The 14,173-nt window shown below is 35.0% G+C and carries 11 protein-coding genes and 2 pseudogenes; 9 read left to right on the top strand and 4 right to left on the bottom strand.

Annotated features, from left to right (window positions below):
* Positions 1-3: 3 nt before the first annotated feature.
* Positions 4-954 (bottom strand): tRNA dihydrouridine synthase DusB, encoded by a 951-nt coding sequence (dusB, locus tag OOL01_RS06505; protein WP_010402373.1) that lies wholly within the window; start codon positions 952-954, stop codon positions 4-6.
* Between the two features lie 12 nt (positions 955-966).
* Entirely contained in the window at positions 967-2,454 is a 1,488-nt protein-coding gene (locus OOL01_RS06500; protein ID WP_264704257.1) for a hypothetical protein, read from the bottom strand.
* Between the two features lie 127 nt (positions 2,455-2,581).
* Here OOL01_RS06500 and serS point away from each other — a divergent pair, with 127 nt between their 5' ends.
* The 3 genes and pseudogenes from serS to OOL01_RS08625 form a co-directional block, all read left to right on the top strand.
* Entirely contained in the window at positions 2,582-3,862 is a 1,281-nt protein-coding gene (serS, locus tag OOL01_RS06495; protein WP_064085932.1) for a serine--tRNA ligase, read from the top strand.
* Positions 3,863-3,893: 31 nt separating this feature from the next.
* Positions 3,894-5,165, top strand: a complete 1,272-nt coding sequence (gene purD, locus OOL01_RS06490) for a phosphoribosylamine--glycine ligase (protein ID WP_264686631.1) — start codon at positions 3,894-3,896, stop codon at positions 5,163-5,165.
* 183 nt (positions 5,166-5,348) lie between these two features.
* A pseudogene (locus OOL01_RS08625) lies at positions 5,349-5,414 on the top strand (WPE palindromic element domain-containing protein); the annotation flags it as partial.
* A 74-nt stretch (positions 5,415-5,488) separates the two neighbouring features.
* On the opposite strand, the gene OOL01_RS06485 reads toward OOL01_RS08625, so the two are convergent.
* On the bottom strand, positions 5,489-5,980 hold the full coding sequence (locus tag OOL01_RS06485; RefSeq protein ID WP_026097229.1) for an RDD family protein: 492 nt from the start codon (positions 5,978-5,980) through the stop codon (positions 5,489-5,491).
* A gap of 137 nt (positions 5,981-6,117) precedes the next feature.
* Between OOL01_RS06485 and icd the strand changes: the two genes are divergently transcribed.
* The 6 genes and pseudogenes from icd (at position 6,118) to rho (ending at position 12,297) form a co-directional block, all read left to right on the top strand.
* A complete protein-coding gene (icd, locus tag OOL01_RS06480; protein WP_264686630.1) occupies positions 6,118-7,545 on the top strand; it encodes an isocitrate dehydrogenase in 1,428 nt (475 codons plus the stop codon).
* A 66-nt stretch (positions 7,546-7,611) separates the two neighbouring features.
* Positions 7,612-8,913 carry a molecular chaperone DnaJ gene (locus OOL01_RS06475; protein ID WP_264686629.1) on the top strand — a complete coding sequence of 434 codons (1,302 nt, stop codon included), beginning with the start codon at positions 7,612-7,614 and terminating at the stop codon, positions 8,911-8,913.
* Between the two features lie 21 nt (positions 8,914-8,934).
* A complete protein-coding gene (gene nth / locus OOL01_RS06470) occupies positions 8,935-9,582 on the top strand; it encodes an endonuclease III (RefSeq protein ID WP_010402332.1) in 648 nt (215 codons plus the stop codon).
* 279 nt (positions 9,583-9,861) lie between these two features.
* A pseudogene (locus OOL01_RS06465) lies at positions 9,862-9,976 on the top strand (IS5/IS1182 family transposase); the annotation flags it as partial.
* Positions 9,977-10,090: 114 nt separating this feature from the next.
* Complete coding sequence (locus OOL01_RS06460; protein ID WP_064086031.1) at positions 10,091-10,696, top strand: cell cycle transcriptional regulator TrcR; 606 nt, start codon at positions 10,091-10,093, stop codon at positions 10,694-10,696.
* A 194-nt stretch (positions 10,697-10,890) separates the two neighbouring features.
* Entirely contained in the window at positions 10,891-12,297 is a 1,407-nt protein-coding gene (gene rho, locus OOL01_RS06455; RefSeq protein ID WP_264378026.1) for a transcription termination factor Rho, read from the top strand.
* A gap of 272 nt (positions 12,298-12,569) precedes the next feature.
* Here rho and guaB read toward each other — a convergent pair whose 3' ends face one another.
* Positions 12,570-14,057, bottom strand: a complete 1,488-nt coding sequence (guaB, locus tag OOL01_RS06450; RefSeq protein WP_264686628.1) for an IMP dehydrogenase — start codon at positions 14,055-14,057, stop codon at positions 12,570-12,572.
* Between the last annotated feature and the right edge of the window lie 116 nt (positions 14,058-14,173).

Raw genomic sequence — 14,173 nt, 5'->3', positions numbered from 1 at the left:
TTTTTAACTAAAAAAATCAATTATATTTTCTTTCACCTCTGTGCTGTCTATTATGTTATTTACTCTTACACGAAATTCAGATGAGTTTTGAAGCCCGCTACTGTACCATCCTATATGTTTGCGGGCCATCTTTATTCCTGTATCGCTTCCATAGTACTCAAGAATACTGTCATAATGCTTGAGTATTATGCTTAATCTCTCTGAGGCTGTTGGCTCAGAAACTTTATTTCCACTCAAAAAGTTTATTGCTTGATTAATCAGCCAAGGTTTGCCGTAAGCACCACGACCTATCATTACTCCATCTGCCCCAGATTCTTTAAGTGCACTTTGAACATCATTCAAACTCTTAATATCTCCATTTACTATAACTGGAATTTTTACCTGCTCTTTAACATTTCTAACGAATTTCCAATCTGCTTGACCATTATAAAGCTGTGCCCTTGTCCTTCCATGTACAGTAATCATCTTTGCTCCCAAATCTTCTGCAATTTTTGCCAAGCGCGGAGCATTACGATTTTCGTCATTCCATCCAGTACGCATTTTTACTGTAACTGGCACACTCACTGCCTTGACTACAGCTTCTATTATCTCAGCAGCCTTTTTTTCATCACGCATAAGTGCTGACCCTGCGTAACCGTTTACAACTTTTTTAACTGGACAACCAAAATTTATATCTATGATTTTTGCACCCATGCCCTCATTTAACTTTGCAGCTTCCGCCATAACATCAGGCTCACAACCAGCAAGTTGTACAGCGGTTAGTTCATCGACTTTTGCTTTTTGCATGCTCTGGCGAGTTTGCATGATCATAGCTCTGCTTGCAATCATTTCTGAGACTAGCAAACTTGCACCAAGTTTCTTTACAATACTCCTAAATGGATAGTCAGTCACTCCAGACATTGGCGCTAAAATAACTGGAGAATCAATCGTCAAACTTCCTATTTGTAGGGACATAGATTTTATAGATTAATTACTTAAGCCCAAACGTCTTGCACACGTTGTAGTAACATTTTGAATAATCGAACTTATGGTAGATTGTGCCTCCTCTTTCTTACTATCTTCAAGACTAAGCTGCTGTAGAGCATCATGTAAAATTCCACCTTCAGCAATGGATTCTTTCCACTCTTCATCCTCCATAAGTGCTTTTGCGAACTCTCTTCTTTTTTCTTGCAATTCTTCTGGCTTAGGCTTGTACTTTGATAACTCTCTGTCAATTTCATCAAATGATTTATCCTCGTTGAGCATTTCCGTAATCCTATGAGCATTTTCTAAAGCAAATACTCCACAATTACAGCCATCTTTTTGCTGATCAACCGCAGAACTCTTTATGCTATCATTTCCTATCTCTAAGGTTTCCTGCAATATGCCCACTATATAACTAGTATCAATTGGCTTACTAACTAACTTATTTCTATCTTCTCTTGCATGACCTAATGTTTTTTCAACATCATCTTTTTTCTCTTTAAGGCTAGCATTATCTGGATTATTTTCTCTTTCCCGTATTAAACTTCCCACCTCATTACTTAAGGGTACTAGACACTTCTCAGCAATCTCATTAGCAAGACTTATATCGTCTTTTACCTTTCCTTCAACCTCATTTGGTAATTTATTACCAAATGAGTCACAATAATAAGCTCTAAATTGTCTGTTACCATTACATGTGACTATCAGTGTTACCCAGTGATTTCCTCCTAAATTAATAATCGAGGCAAAGATTTTTTTTGTGTTCCCTTGTTCTATTTTATACTCTTTCAGTTTTGAGTTTAAAGTACTCACATCACCAGGAATACAAAAAACTACATTGCCACTTGAATTTTCTGAATAGTTATATACAGCTCTTGCAATATGAGAAATATCATGTTCTTGTAGCCAGTAATAGTAATTTTCTCTATTTGTCTGATGCATAAGAGTTTGTAAATTTTCATGAAACTCTTTGCCACCCAAACCACTATCTCCTGAAGCATTAGAATTTCTACGACTATTGTTACTTGAGGCAGGTTCACTTCCTGGTACAATACCACTATCTGTAGATGGAGAATAGGAATTTCTACGTACCCTCTTATCCGAATCATTTGTTTGTCTTGATATAGTATCTAGTCCACTATCCAGTGATTTACTTCTTGTGAATTTTTGCTCTTTTGGACTCTTTTCTTCCTTTACAGTTCCTTTTTCATCAACATAACCTTTTACCAAGTAAAATAAAGGTTCAATAACCATCTTGTATGTCGCTGCAAGCACTATTCCCATTAAGATCCAAGCTATAGGGTTGGAGATGAGCATAGCAAGTGGTAAGGTTAAGAGGAAAGATCCCATTATTAATCCCAAACAGCCAATGGTAAATGTAGTCGCCAAATATATACAAAAAGCGTAGACAGCAAATCTTCCACTAGCCTTAAGTTTAGTGAAGTGAGTACTCTCTTTAGATTTATTGTATCTTTCTATGATGGCTAACATATTATATTTCACGTTTATCAATTCTAGCAAATTATGAAGGTAAAATCAATATTAGCATTTATATGTAAAAATATTGAGCATTCAAAGCTTTTGAAGTAGAGTAATGATGTTAGTAATAGCACAACATATGCATGATATAGAACATATACGCAAAAACCCTAAAGGATTTGAAAAAGCAATAAAAAGCAGAGGGGTGAAAGAATTTACTACAGAAGAAATATTAGAGATTGACCATAAAAAAAGATCACTGACTACTAAATTGCAAGCTTTAAATAAGCAACGAAACGAGGTCACGGAAGAAATAAAGAGGCTTAAAATGAACAAAAGCCCATGTGAAGAACAAGTAAAGTTATCAAAAAGCATCACAAGTGAGATAGAGACAATCAGCCTCAAGGAGCAAACAGAAAAAAATAAGTTAGTGGATATTTTATCTAACTTACCAAATATTTCTGCACAAAATGTACCAATAGGTGAAGATGAGAGCTCCAACGTAGAAATCAGAAAATATGGAGAAAAAAGGCAATTTAGTTTTATGCCAAAATTTCATTATGAACTCGGAGAAAGGTTAGGCTTGATGGATTTTGAACAAGCAGCAAAAATTTCTGGATCAAGGTTTACAATACTAAAAGGACAGTTAGCTAAGCTTGGACGAGCATTAATAAATTTTATGCTGGAAACACATGTTAATGAATTTGGTTATACTGAAGTGCATCATCCAGTTTTAGTAAAGGATAGGGCGATGTATAATGTTGGTCAACTACCAAAATTTTTTGATGATTCATATTTAACTACCGATAAATTAAGATTAATTCCCACAAGTGAAGTAGTTTTAACAAATTTAGTTGCTGACAAAATAATAGAAGAAAAAGAACTGCCTATTCGTTTTACTGCATATTCAGAATGTTTTCGTAAAGAAGCTGGTAGCGCAGGACGAGATACAAGAGGTATGATAAGGCAACACCAATTTGGTAAAGTGGAGTTGGTAAGCATCACAACTGAAGACCAGTCAAATGATGAGCTTGAACGCATGACAAATGCTGCTGAGGAAATATTAAAAAAATTAGAACTACCGTATAGAATAATGCTGCTTTGTAGTGGTGATATGGGCTTTGCTGCACAAAAGACTTATGATATAGAGGTATGGTTACCTGAGCAAAATAAGTACAGAGAAATATCAAGCTGCTCAAATTGCGGTACGTTCCAGGCAAGAAGAATGAACACTAAATACTTCTTAGAAACTGACAGAAAAACAAAAAAATACGTTCACACTTTAAACGGCTCAGCTTTAGCCATAGGAAGAACAATTGTTGCCATAATGGAGAACTATCAAAATTCCGATGGGTCAGTTACAATACCAAACGTGTTGCAAAGATACATGAGTAATGATACTGTTATAAGCAAACAATAATTTTGACATATAGAAAAGCGAGGAAATAAAGATGAAGGTTCTGGTTATAGGTTCTGGTGGGCGTGAGCATGCTTTACTTTGGGCTTTAAAGAAGTCTCCTACCTTGACTAAGTTATATGTTACTCCTGGTCGCCCGGCCATGGAAAATTTTGGAGTTCTTGTGAATCTAAATATTCAAGATTCAGTGGATGTTATACAATTTTGCAAGAAAGAAAATATAGAGCTAGTAATTATTGGTCCAGAGCAACCGATAATTAATGGACTTGCTGATGATTTAGCTGCAGAGGGAATAAATGTTTTTGCTCCAAGTCAAGCAGCTGCAAAACTTGAGGCATCAAAGTCTTTTACGAAGGAACTATGTAAACAGTATGGTATACCAACTGCAAAGTATGAGCGTTTTATTGATGAAAGGTTAGCTAAAAATTTTATCCGTAGTAATAAAATAAAATTTCCGCTTGTAATTAAAGCAAATGGAATTGCAGCAGGGAAAGGCGTCATAATATGCCACACAGAAAATGAAGCTTTTTCAGCAATAGATTCAATGCTAGTGGAGAAAAATCTTGGTGAGTCAGGTGAAGAAATAATCATAGAAGAGTTTTTAATTGGAGAGGAAGTAAGTTTTTTTGCTCTTATTGATGGGTTGAAGGTAGTAACCCTTGGGTGTGCAAAAGATTACAAGAGAGTTGGTGAAAATAACGAGGGACAAAATACTGGAGGCATGGGGTCATACTCATCACCTTCGATTATAAGTAAGGAGATGGAGCAAAAAATTATCCAAAAAATAATATATCCTACAATTCAAGCACTGACTAACATGGGAACATCCTATAAAGGCGTACTCTTTGCTGGTTTAATGATTTGCAAAGATAGTCCAAAGCTTCTTGAGTATAATGTTAGGTTTGGGGATCCGGAAATACAATCTATTTTACCTAGACTTGATCCAAATTGTGATTTGTTAAAGTTGATGTTGTCAGTTGCAGAAGGCAAGTTAAATACAAAAATGGTGGAGTTTAATCACAAAACTACAGTTTGTGTAGTTGTTGCAAGTAAAGGCTATCCTGGTGATTATCAAAAAGGAGAGGTAATTAAAGGATTGGATAAAATTGAAAACATTCCTGGTGTGCTAGTTTTTCATGCTGGTACTAAGTTGGATGAAAGTGGTAATTGGATTTCCGATGGCGGAAGGGTGCTAAATATAGTAGGAGAAGGAAATACTGTGGAAGAAGCTAAAAGTAAAGTGTACTCAGCGTTAAATTTTCTAGAATGGTCAGGTGGGTTCTTCAGGTATGATATTGGTAGTTAATTTAGCTCATGCAGAAACAAAAAAAGTCACTTTGTAAGCAGTAAACTAAAGAAAAACATGATATCTGTTCAGATTCATGTGAAACCAGTGCTTCTTTTCTTGTCATGAAAGTAGCTGACACTGGGATCCAGGTTGATGAAAGCACACTAGCATAGAAAGTGGTTACAACGTTTTCGATGAGATTATATGGAAAACTGGATTCCAGTGTCAAGCACTGGAATGACACCGTCTATTATGCAAATTACCTGCTAATTGCAATGTTCGTACAGATGTGGGTCACGCGCTGGAATAACACCCTTGGTGATAACAACTAAAGAAAAACATCAACTAGGTTTATAGTCTATCACTACTGTTTTTGCAATTTTGTCATTAAGGAACTGTTTATGCTTATCAAATGTTGCAAACAATATGATAATAATTGGTAAAATTATAAATAGACTAGAAATACTCAATATTGTATAAAAAATTATAAAATATAACACTCCAAAAGTTCCTGTTCTGATTATTGTTTGTGTTATAGTGATTTTTTCAAGTGTATTTTTGTCTTTTATATGCATACGAAGCAATAATTGTCCCGGAGTTCCGCCGAATTCTATTATCGTAAATGCATAAAATGCTAATGCCAATATTAGTGCTGTTACATTAAGAATTGTTGCGTTGTCTGAAATTATTTTAACCGCATTGGGTGTTAAAGAACCTAAGGTACATCCAACGTTAAATCCAATAAAATACTTTATCGCCGTTAATAAAATATGATCAAACGCAAATGCAAAAATGCGTCTCGTAACTCTTGCATAGCTTATTTTAGTATCCATACAACCCCACCCGCATTACTAACTGACATAAGAACATGTTATTAAATAACTGTAAATATGTCAACTTGTACAGTACTAGCTGCTTGTGCCACTATATTATTTGAATTAACATTAAATCATTTACAGTTAAGGAAGTTATGTCAACATCAGTCACAGTTGCGTATGGTGATGGTATCGGACCAGAAATTATGGAAGCGGTGCTGTCGATATTGCGTGAAGCGAAAGCAAAGATTTCAGTAGATATTATTGAAATAGGAGAGTGTGTTTATAGTAAAGAATGGTCTCACGGCATTTCTCCAAGTGGTTGGGAATCTATTGAAAGGACAAAGATATTACTAAAATCTCCGACGACAACTCCTCAAGGCAAAGGGCACAAAAGCCTAAATGTGGCGCTCAGAAAGAACCTAGGGTTATATGCAAATATCAGATCATGCATTTCATATCATCCTGTTATAGAAAATAAATTCGGTAAGTTTGATATCGTAGTAATACGCGAAAATGAAGAAGATGTTTACACCGGAATAGAGCATAGGCTCACTGGTGACTCGTACCAATGCACTAAAATTATTACTAGATCTGGCTCAGAAAAAATATGCAGGTACGCTTTTGAATATGCGAAAAAACATAACAGAAAGAAAGTAACTTGCCTGACTAAAGACAACATAATGAAAATGACTGACGGCGCTTTTCATGCAGCGTTTGATCGTATTGCAAAAGAATATCCGGATATAAAGGCGGAACATTATATAGTTGATATTGGAATGGCACGTGTTGCCACAGAACCCGAGAATTTCGATGTTATAGTAACTGAAAATCTATATGGCGACATATTATCAGATATAGTGGCACAAACCTCAGGTTCTGTAGGGCTTGCAGGAAGTAGCAATATAGGTAATGAATATGCAATGTTTGAAGCGGTTCACGGCTCTGCTCCTGATATTGCAGGAAAAAACATAGCTAATCCTTCTGGTCTTTTAAATGCTGCAGTGCATATGTTGGTCTATATCGGTCAAGTGAGTACTGCAAAGCTAATTTACAATGCATGGTTAAAAACCTTAGAAGATGGAATACACACTGCTGATTTATATAAGGAGAAAAAGAGCAAGCAGAAAGTTGGGACAAAAGAATTTGCACAAGCTGTTATAGATAATCTAGGAAAGAAACCTGCAACATTACCTGAGATTATAATTAGCAGTGATTTGGATAGTAAAATAAATAAAGTACAAGACCATTACGAACAAGATTACAAAGTTAAAAAGCTAGTGGGTAGTGATATAGCGCTTGCTTGGGACAAATCCAACAATTTTGATCAAATAGTAAGATTATTTGAATCGAGTAATCTGAAAATGATAGCAATATACTCAAAAGGACTTGCAATTTGGCCAGGAGGCTCAAAATCTTCAAGTGACCAAATAACCTGCAGGTTTATCGCAAATAATGAAAAGCAAGCTATTACAAATATTGATGTGAATAACTTGCTAATCAAACTTGAAGAAAATAGCTTTGACGTGGTGAGAATGGATAAATTGTATTTATATGATGGAAAAGAGGGTTTTTTCTCCTGATTATTGCTTAATGTTTTTGTGTTTGCGTAAAACACTAAATATGATATATTTATGTGAGGAATAGTAATGAGTCAACATTTTAAGTTAACTAATCAGGAGTTTCGTGATAATGCTAATCTGTTCGACATATTAGAAATAGAAGCTAAGCAAGTTGTAGACAAGAATTATGAAGAGCTTAGCGCAATTTTGAAGAAGCAGCATAAGAAGTTAATTCTTGTAAACCATCCTGACAAAGGTGGAGACAAAAATAGATTTGATCAGATTTATAAAGCTTATCAAGAGCTAAAAAAGTACATTGAACCTTTGGAGTCAGGAAATCCTTGTGTTAAAGTCAGTGTTGGTGCTGAAAGTAATGGACGTTTAACGGCAAGAGAGTTTCACTATAGGAGAAAGTTGTTTAACGAGCTAAAAATCAGTGAGGAAGAAGCTGTAGGTAAAGATTTTGATGGGTTGATTGCTATACTAAAAAGAAATGATTGTTCGTTTGGAGAAGACCTAAAAAGCTATAATGAACTTCAGGCTCAAATAGAGAGGATTTTGCTAAATCCAAATTTAGATAATTTTCAGAAGAGTGTACAAAGTGCAAAGTTAATGCAAGAGTTATATCAATATATAGCAAAGCCAAGCATACAATTATTCAATTATATTACTCCTCTAAAAGAAAAGAGAAGCCTAATTGAAGAAGATAAAAAGACATTAGCATTGAAATTTATAGAGCGCAAAAATGCTCTAATGTTAGTACCAAAAATAAGTTTTCGGCCTTTAGCTATATTAACTATAATTACTATAGGTTGCTATTTTTCATGGTGGATCATAGCACTTAATATCATTATTGATAACGCCTCTCGTTTATTAGTAGGTCATTATATGAAAAAGCATGCCAATTCAGAAATTTCTACTGATGAATTCATAAGTAAGATGAGCTATATCGAGCTAAGCAGTAAACTTCTTATCAACTATCCTTTAGCTGCTTTTTCTGTTTATTTAGTTACAATAAATTTCATTGCTAATGGATTAACTGTTGGTGGAGCTGTACTTGGTCCACTATTGTTATTGGCAGTATTAATTGAAGCATTAGCTCCTATTTTCTCAAAAGGCTGTGAAATATATGCTGACAAGCACACAAAAGATTTACTAGAAGAGGATCCAAGAGATAGAGTGCAAAAGGAGACTGATCTGTTAGGACGGTATGATCCACGAAAACTGTTAATGCCAATTATCATGCCTCTTGTTAGAAAATGTTTTGCAGAAGTGGCAAGCGAGTTTGCTGAAAGGAATTTTGATGAGGTAAAAACTGATATGTCTGATGTTAATACTGAAGGACTACCTCATCCTCGAGCAATTGAATTTGCACAGCAAACAGTATAGTATAAGCTTTTAGCTCTATGCATGGACTCAAAAAAAGTAGAATTAATATTTGAAAAATTTCAACAGTCAAATCCTGCGCCAAAAATAGAGCTAAATTATACCAATCATTTTACGTTATTAGTTGCAATAGTTCTGTCAGCGCGGACGACCGATATAAGTGTTAATAAAATTACAAAGGAGCTATTTAGTATCGCTGATACGCCAGAAAAAATGTTGAATCTTGGGCAAAGTGAGCTGAGAAAATGCATAAGCAGTATTGGTTTATATAATTCCAAAGCAAAAAATATAATCGGGCTCAGTAAAATATTGATTGAGAGGTACAATAGCAAAGTGCCTACTAATTTCGATGATTTGGTATCTTTACCAGGGGTTGGGAGAAAGAGCGCTAATGTGTTCTTAAATTCAGGGCTTGGTATTCCAACATTGGCAGTTGATACTCACGTTTTTAGAGTGAGCAATAGAGTTGGGCTTGTGAAAGAAAAAGATGTACTTAAAACAGAGCAGTCTCTTTTGAATGTAGTGCCAAAAAAATACCTACTTTATGCTCATCATTGGCTAGTTTTGCATGGTAGATATGTTTGCAAAGCGCAAAAACCTTCGTGTGAAACATGCATAATTCATGATTTATGTGAGTTTGAATGCAAGAGGTTAGTATCTCTTCTTTTTTAATTCAAGTAGCTCACAGAGGTGAAAAAGATTACTTTACACATTTTTCCATTTTCCTTATCATAAGACTGAAGGTATTTTATTATCTTCAATCTGTGCAGATTAAACGACAAAAGTATTATACAGTTGGCGTCTTATTTTTAATTTTTTGCACTATGTGCACCTTATGTCTTCACAATATTTCTAGGTTTTTACCTACATAAGCTGAAACGAGCTTATAAAACGTTTAAGACAGTATAGAACGCCAATTTTCAGGATTAGAGAGTAACAACTAGCTAACGTAAGAGATCTTTTGCCTGGTTGGAAAAATGTAGGCGACTTTGGAAAAATTGCGAGCGTAAACTTAATACTAGCCTACAAATTTGCTTTTACTTCTTTCCTCCTCAAAAGATTATGAACAGGTTCTAAGAGATAAGAAATATAAACCAAAAAGCCATTGGATGACAAAGTTAATGCTTTTTTAGTTTTAATGGTTTATATTTTATTTCTATAACAGTAAAGGAATATTAAAATGGGAGATGTTTTTTCGATGTCAATGGAATCTTCTAAAGACAATAAAGATAGAAATGAACAATTTCTCATGCAAGTAGCTGCTTGGTTGGTTGATAACACTAGCTTAACTTTTGATCAAATAGCACAATGTTGCAAGTTATCCCTTGAAAAAGTACAAGACATAGCTGATGAGGAAATAGAAGTTGAAAAGTATGACCCTATTATTTCTGAAATAATTACTGAAAAAGAAATCGATAATTGCAAAAAAAATCCAAATCGTGTACCAAATTTGATTATAAAAAATATGAAAAAAAGGGCAAAGACGATTAGCTTTCTTGCCTTTGCTTCCACAGCAAGGCGTAGAGATAAACCTAATGCGATTTATTATTTGGTAAAAAAATTTCCTATCTTGAACAATAATGTGATAGCTAAGCTAGTTAGTACAACAAATTACACAGTTGAGCAGGTAAGAGATGGATCTCATCATAACATACTCAATATCAAACCTCAAGATCCTGTACTACTTGGTTTATGTAGCCAGGAAAATTTAGAAGCGGAAGTAGAAAAAGCGAAAGTAGAAGAAGAGAAGAAACAAAGATTAAAAAATATAAATAATAGCTATTGATGATTCTCAAATTCTTGTACTTTGTTAATATTAAATTGACTTGACTTGTTAGTTTTTATCAGTATAATGTAAGTAAAGTATCTAGTTTAATAATAATTAAGTCTAAATACGCACTAAAAACTAGCTCAGCCTAATTTATTGTTTTATACTCACATTTTAGGTTAGTAAGCATCAATTAAAATTTTTGGAGGATTATGACAACAATCAATGAAGATGTCTTAGCAAAAGGAGAGGTTGTAGGTCAACCTGAAAAAAGCGAACAAATTCATAATGCTGACGCAGTAAAACAAATGACCAGTGAAGGTGCTGAAAAAAACAAGAAAACGTTGGACCTGAGCGAATTGAAAGAGAAAACAGCAGAAGAATTGTTAGAGCTAGCTGAAGAAAGAAAAATTTCAACTAGTGGTAAAGGCAATGGCAGGATGCTAAAACAGGAAATGATATTCAGTTTAATGAAGAAAATGAGTGAAGAAGGAGGCATAACCACAGGAAGTGGAGTAGTGGAAATATTGCCTGATGGTTTTGGTTTCTTACGTTCATCAAGTGCAAATTATGCTCCAAGTACCGATGATGTTTATATTTCCAATGGCCAAATAAAGAAGTTTAATTTACGTACAGGAGATATGGCATGTGGAGAAATAAGGCCACCTGGTGATAAGGAAAGATATTTTACTTTAACTAAGGTTCACAGTATAAACTCTACTGAAATCAGTGAATTAAGAAAGTACGTACATTTTGATAATTTGCTTCCACTTTATCCTGAAAAAAGCCTCATCCTTGAAAACAACAGTAGCGGAGATAATAAAAAAGATATAAACATGCGTGCTGTAGATATAGTTACACCTCTTGGAAAAGGACAAAGAGCATTGATAGTTGCTCCACCTCGTACAGGAAAAACGATATTGCTTCAGCAAATGGCTCACTCTATAGCTACAAATCATCCTGAAATAGAACTAATAGTATTACTTATAGATGAAAGACCCGAAGAGGTAACAGATATGATACGCTCTGTAAAGGGTGAAGTGGTAAGCTCTACATTTGATGAACCTGCCTACCGTCATGTCCAACTTGCTGAAATAGTAATAGAAAAAGCTAAAAGAATGGTTGAACACAAAAAAGATGTAGTGATTTTGCTTGATTCTATAACTCGCCTTGCACGTGCTTATAATGCAGTCATTCCTTCGTCTGGAAAGGTTCTAACCGGTGGTGTAGATTCAAATGCGCTGCAAAGACCAAAACGCTTTTTTGGAGCAGCTCGTAATATTGAAAATGGTGGTTCTTTGACAATCATCGCTACAGCCCTTATAGAAACTGGTTCAAAAATGGATGATGTTATTTTTGAAGAGTTTAAAGGCACAGGTAATGCTGAAATTATACTAGATAGAAAACTTGCTGATAAACGTATATTCCCTGCTATTGATATTACAAAATCCGGAACAAGGAAGGAAGAGCTATTAGTTGATAAGGCCATACTAAATAAAATATGGGTATTGCGTAGGATACTTAACCCTATGGGATCTGTTGAAGCAATGGAGTTTTTACGTGACAAATTACTTTTAACAAAGAGCAATGCTGACTTTTTTAACTCCATGAATCACTAAAAGTAAGCCAATTCTGATGGAGCAAAAAAGCAAAGCTCTCTTATAGCTAAAATAATTTGGATTTATCAAAATATATTAAGCTGGCAATCTACCTTAAGTTGCTATTCCAACTTATAGCACTGATTTTGATCAAAAATTTTATGTAGTCAGTTTATTTACAATCGATTTTCCAGTGTCAGCCACTTAGATGACATCTTTTTGACTCTTAATATTAATATGTTTATACAATTGTGTACCAGTGTTGAAATGACCCACTCAAAAGGGGATTGTATTTACTCTGAATCAGATGATAAATTAGATGCTTGGTAAGCGTAATTTGGAGCTTCCTGTGTAATGATTATATCATGAGCATGACTTTCTCTTAACCCTGATGAAGTAATAGTGACAAATTTGCAGTTTTTTTTCATCTCTTCTATATTACGGTTGCCAGTGTAACCCATTGCAGCTTGCAACCCACCAATTAACTGACAGATCACTCCTGAAGCTGGACCTTTAAAAGGAACTCTTGCTTCTACTCCTTGTGGGACTAAATCAAGTTTTGAATCTTGAAAATAACGGCTATCTGACCCTCGTTTCATTGCACTAATAGATCCCATTCCTCGATATTCCTTATATGCTCTACCCTTATACATGATAATCTCACCTGGGCTTTCCTCAGTACCAGCAAAGATTGAACCTATCATCACAGTATCAGCACCAGCTGCAATAGCTTTTGCAACATCTCCCGAATATTTTATTCCACCATCAGCAATTAGTCTGACGTTTTTTGCTCTACACACCTCTGCAACATTCTTGATTGCAGAGAATTGCGGCATACCAACACCTGTAACTATTCTGGTAGTACAAATTGATCCGGGCCCTATTCCAACCTTTACTGCATCAACACCAGCATCAATTAACGCTTCAGCAGCCTCCTTTGTTGTAATATTTCCGCCGATTAATTGCGTATTCGGATACATCTTTTTTATTTCCTTAATGGTGCTGATAACGTTCTCGGAATGACCGTGAGCGGTATCTACAATAACCACATCGACTTCCTCTCCGATCAAAGCTTCACATCTTTCTATACCATCTTTTTTACCAGTACCAATTGCAGCGGCAACTCTGAGTCGACCTTTACTGTCTTTACATGAATTTGGATATCTATTGTATTTTTCGATGTCTTTAACTGTGATTAGACCTATGCAACAAGAATTTTCATCAACAACCAAAAGCTTCTCTATTCTATTTGCATGCAACAATTTCATTGCTGAGGCGCTGTTTACTGCCTGCTCTCGAACTGTTACTAACTTATCTTTTGTCATTACCTCGGAAACTTTTATATTCATGTTCTGGTCTTCAATAAACCTCACATCTCGATTAGTTAAAATTCCCACTAACTTGCGTTGATCAACTACAGGAATGCCGGAATAATTATACTCTCTCATTAATGAAACTGCTTCTGCAACCGTTTTATCTGGGGAAATTGTAATTGGGTTATACACGATCCAGCTTTCATATTTTTTCACCCTTCTTACTTCTAACACTTGTTCATCTATTGATAAATTCTTATGTATGCAACCTATTCCACCATGTTGGGCAATAGCTATTGCAAAGCCTGATTCAGTGACAGTGTCCATTGCAGAGGATATGAGAGGGATATTTAGTTCTATATTATTTGTTAGATAAGTTCTTGTGTCTGCATCACGAGGCAATACATCAGAATAGGCCGGTAAGAGAAGTACATCGTCAAACGAATAACAAGCTTCCATTTTTTTCATATGCTTTATTTAAAGCTTATACGCCAATTAATGAAATTGCAATAGAGCTTTTGCAAAATTAGCCTGGCTCCAGCTATTTTTAGATCAAAATAGGATAGAAGAGGTATGTAGCTCCT

Origin of the sequence: Wolbachia endosymbiont (group B) of Rhopobota naevana (assembly GCF_947250615.1) — a bacterium.
Lineage (GTDB): Bacteria > Pseudomonadota > Alphaproteobacteria > Rickettsiales > Anaplasmataceae > Wolbachia.
Note: the sequence above shows the minus strand (reverse complement) of the source record. Positions and strands in the feature narration are given on the sequence as shown.

What these genes read in the sequence shown, in the direction of transcription:
- dusB (WP_010402373.1), bottom strand. Translation starts at nt 954, where the DNA reads ATGTCCCTACAAATAGGAAGTTTGACGATTGATTCTCCAGTTATTTTA.
- OOL01_RS06500 (WP_264704257.1), bottom strand. Translation starts at nt 2,454, where the DNA reads ATGTTAGCCATCATAGAAAGATACAATAAATCTAAAGAGAGTACTCAC.
- serS (WP_064085932.1), top strand. Translation starts at nt 2,582, where the DNA reads ATGCATGATATAGAACATATACGCAAAAACCCTAAAGGATTTGAAAAA.
- purD (WP_264686631.1), top strand. Translation starts at nt 3,894, where the DNA reads ATGAAGGTTCTGGTTATAGGTTCTGGTGGGCGTGAGCATGCTTTACTT.
- OOL01_RS06485 (WP_026097229.1), bottom strand. Translation starts at nt 5,980, where the DNA reads ATGGATACTAAAATAAGCTATGCAAGAGTTACGAGACGCATTTTTGCA.
- icd (WP_264686630.1), top strand. Translation starts at nt 6,118, where the DNA reads ATGTCAACATCAGTCACAGTTGCGTATGGTGATGGTATCGGACCAGAA.
- OOL01_RS06475 (WP_264686629.1), top strand. Translation starts at nt 7,612, where the DNA reads ATGAGTCAACATTTTAAGTTAACTAATCAGGAGTTTCGTGATAATGCT.
- nth (WP_010402332.1), top strand. Translation starts at nt 8,935, where the DNA reads ATGGACTCAAAAAAAGTAGAATTAATATTTGAAAAATTTCAACAGTCA.
- OOL01_RS06460 (WP_064086031.1), top strand. Translation starts at nt 10,091, where the DNA reads ATGGGAGATGTTTTTTCGATGTCAATGGAATCTTCTAAAGACAATAAA.
- rho (WP_264378026.1), top strand. Translation starts at nt 10,891, where the DNA reads ATGACAACAATCAATGAAGATGTCTTAGCAAAAGGAGAGGTTGTAGGT.
- guaB (WP_264686628.1), bottom strand. Translation starts at nt 14,057, where the DNA reads ATGAAAAAAATGGAAGCTTGTTATTCGTTTGACGATGTACTTCTCTTA.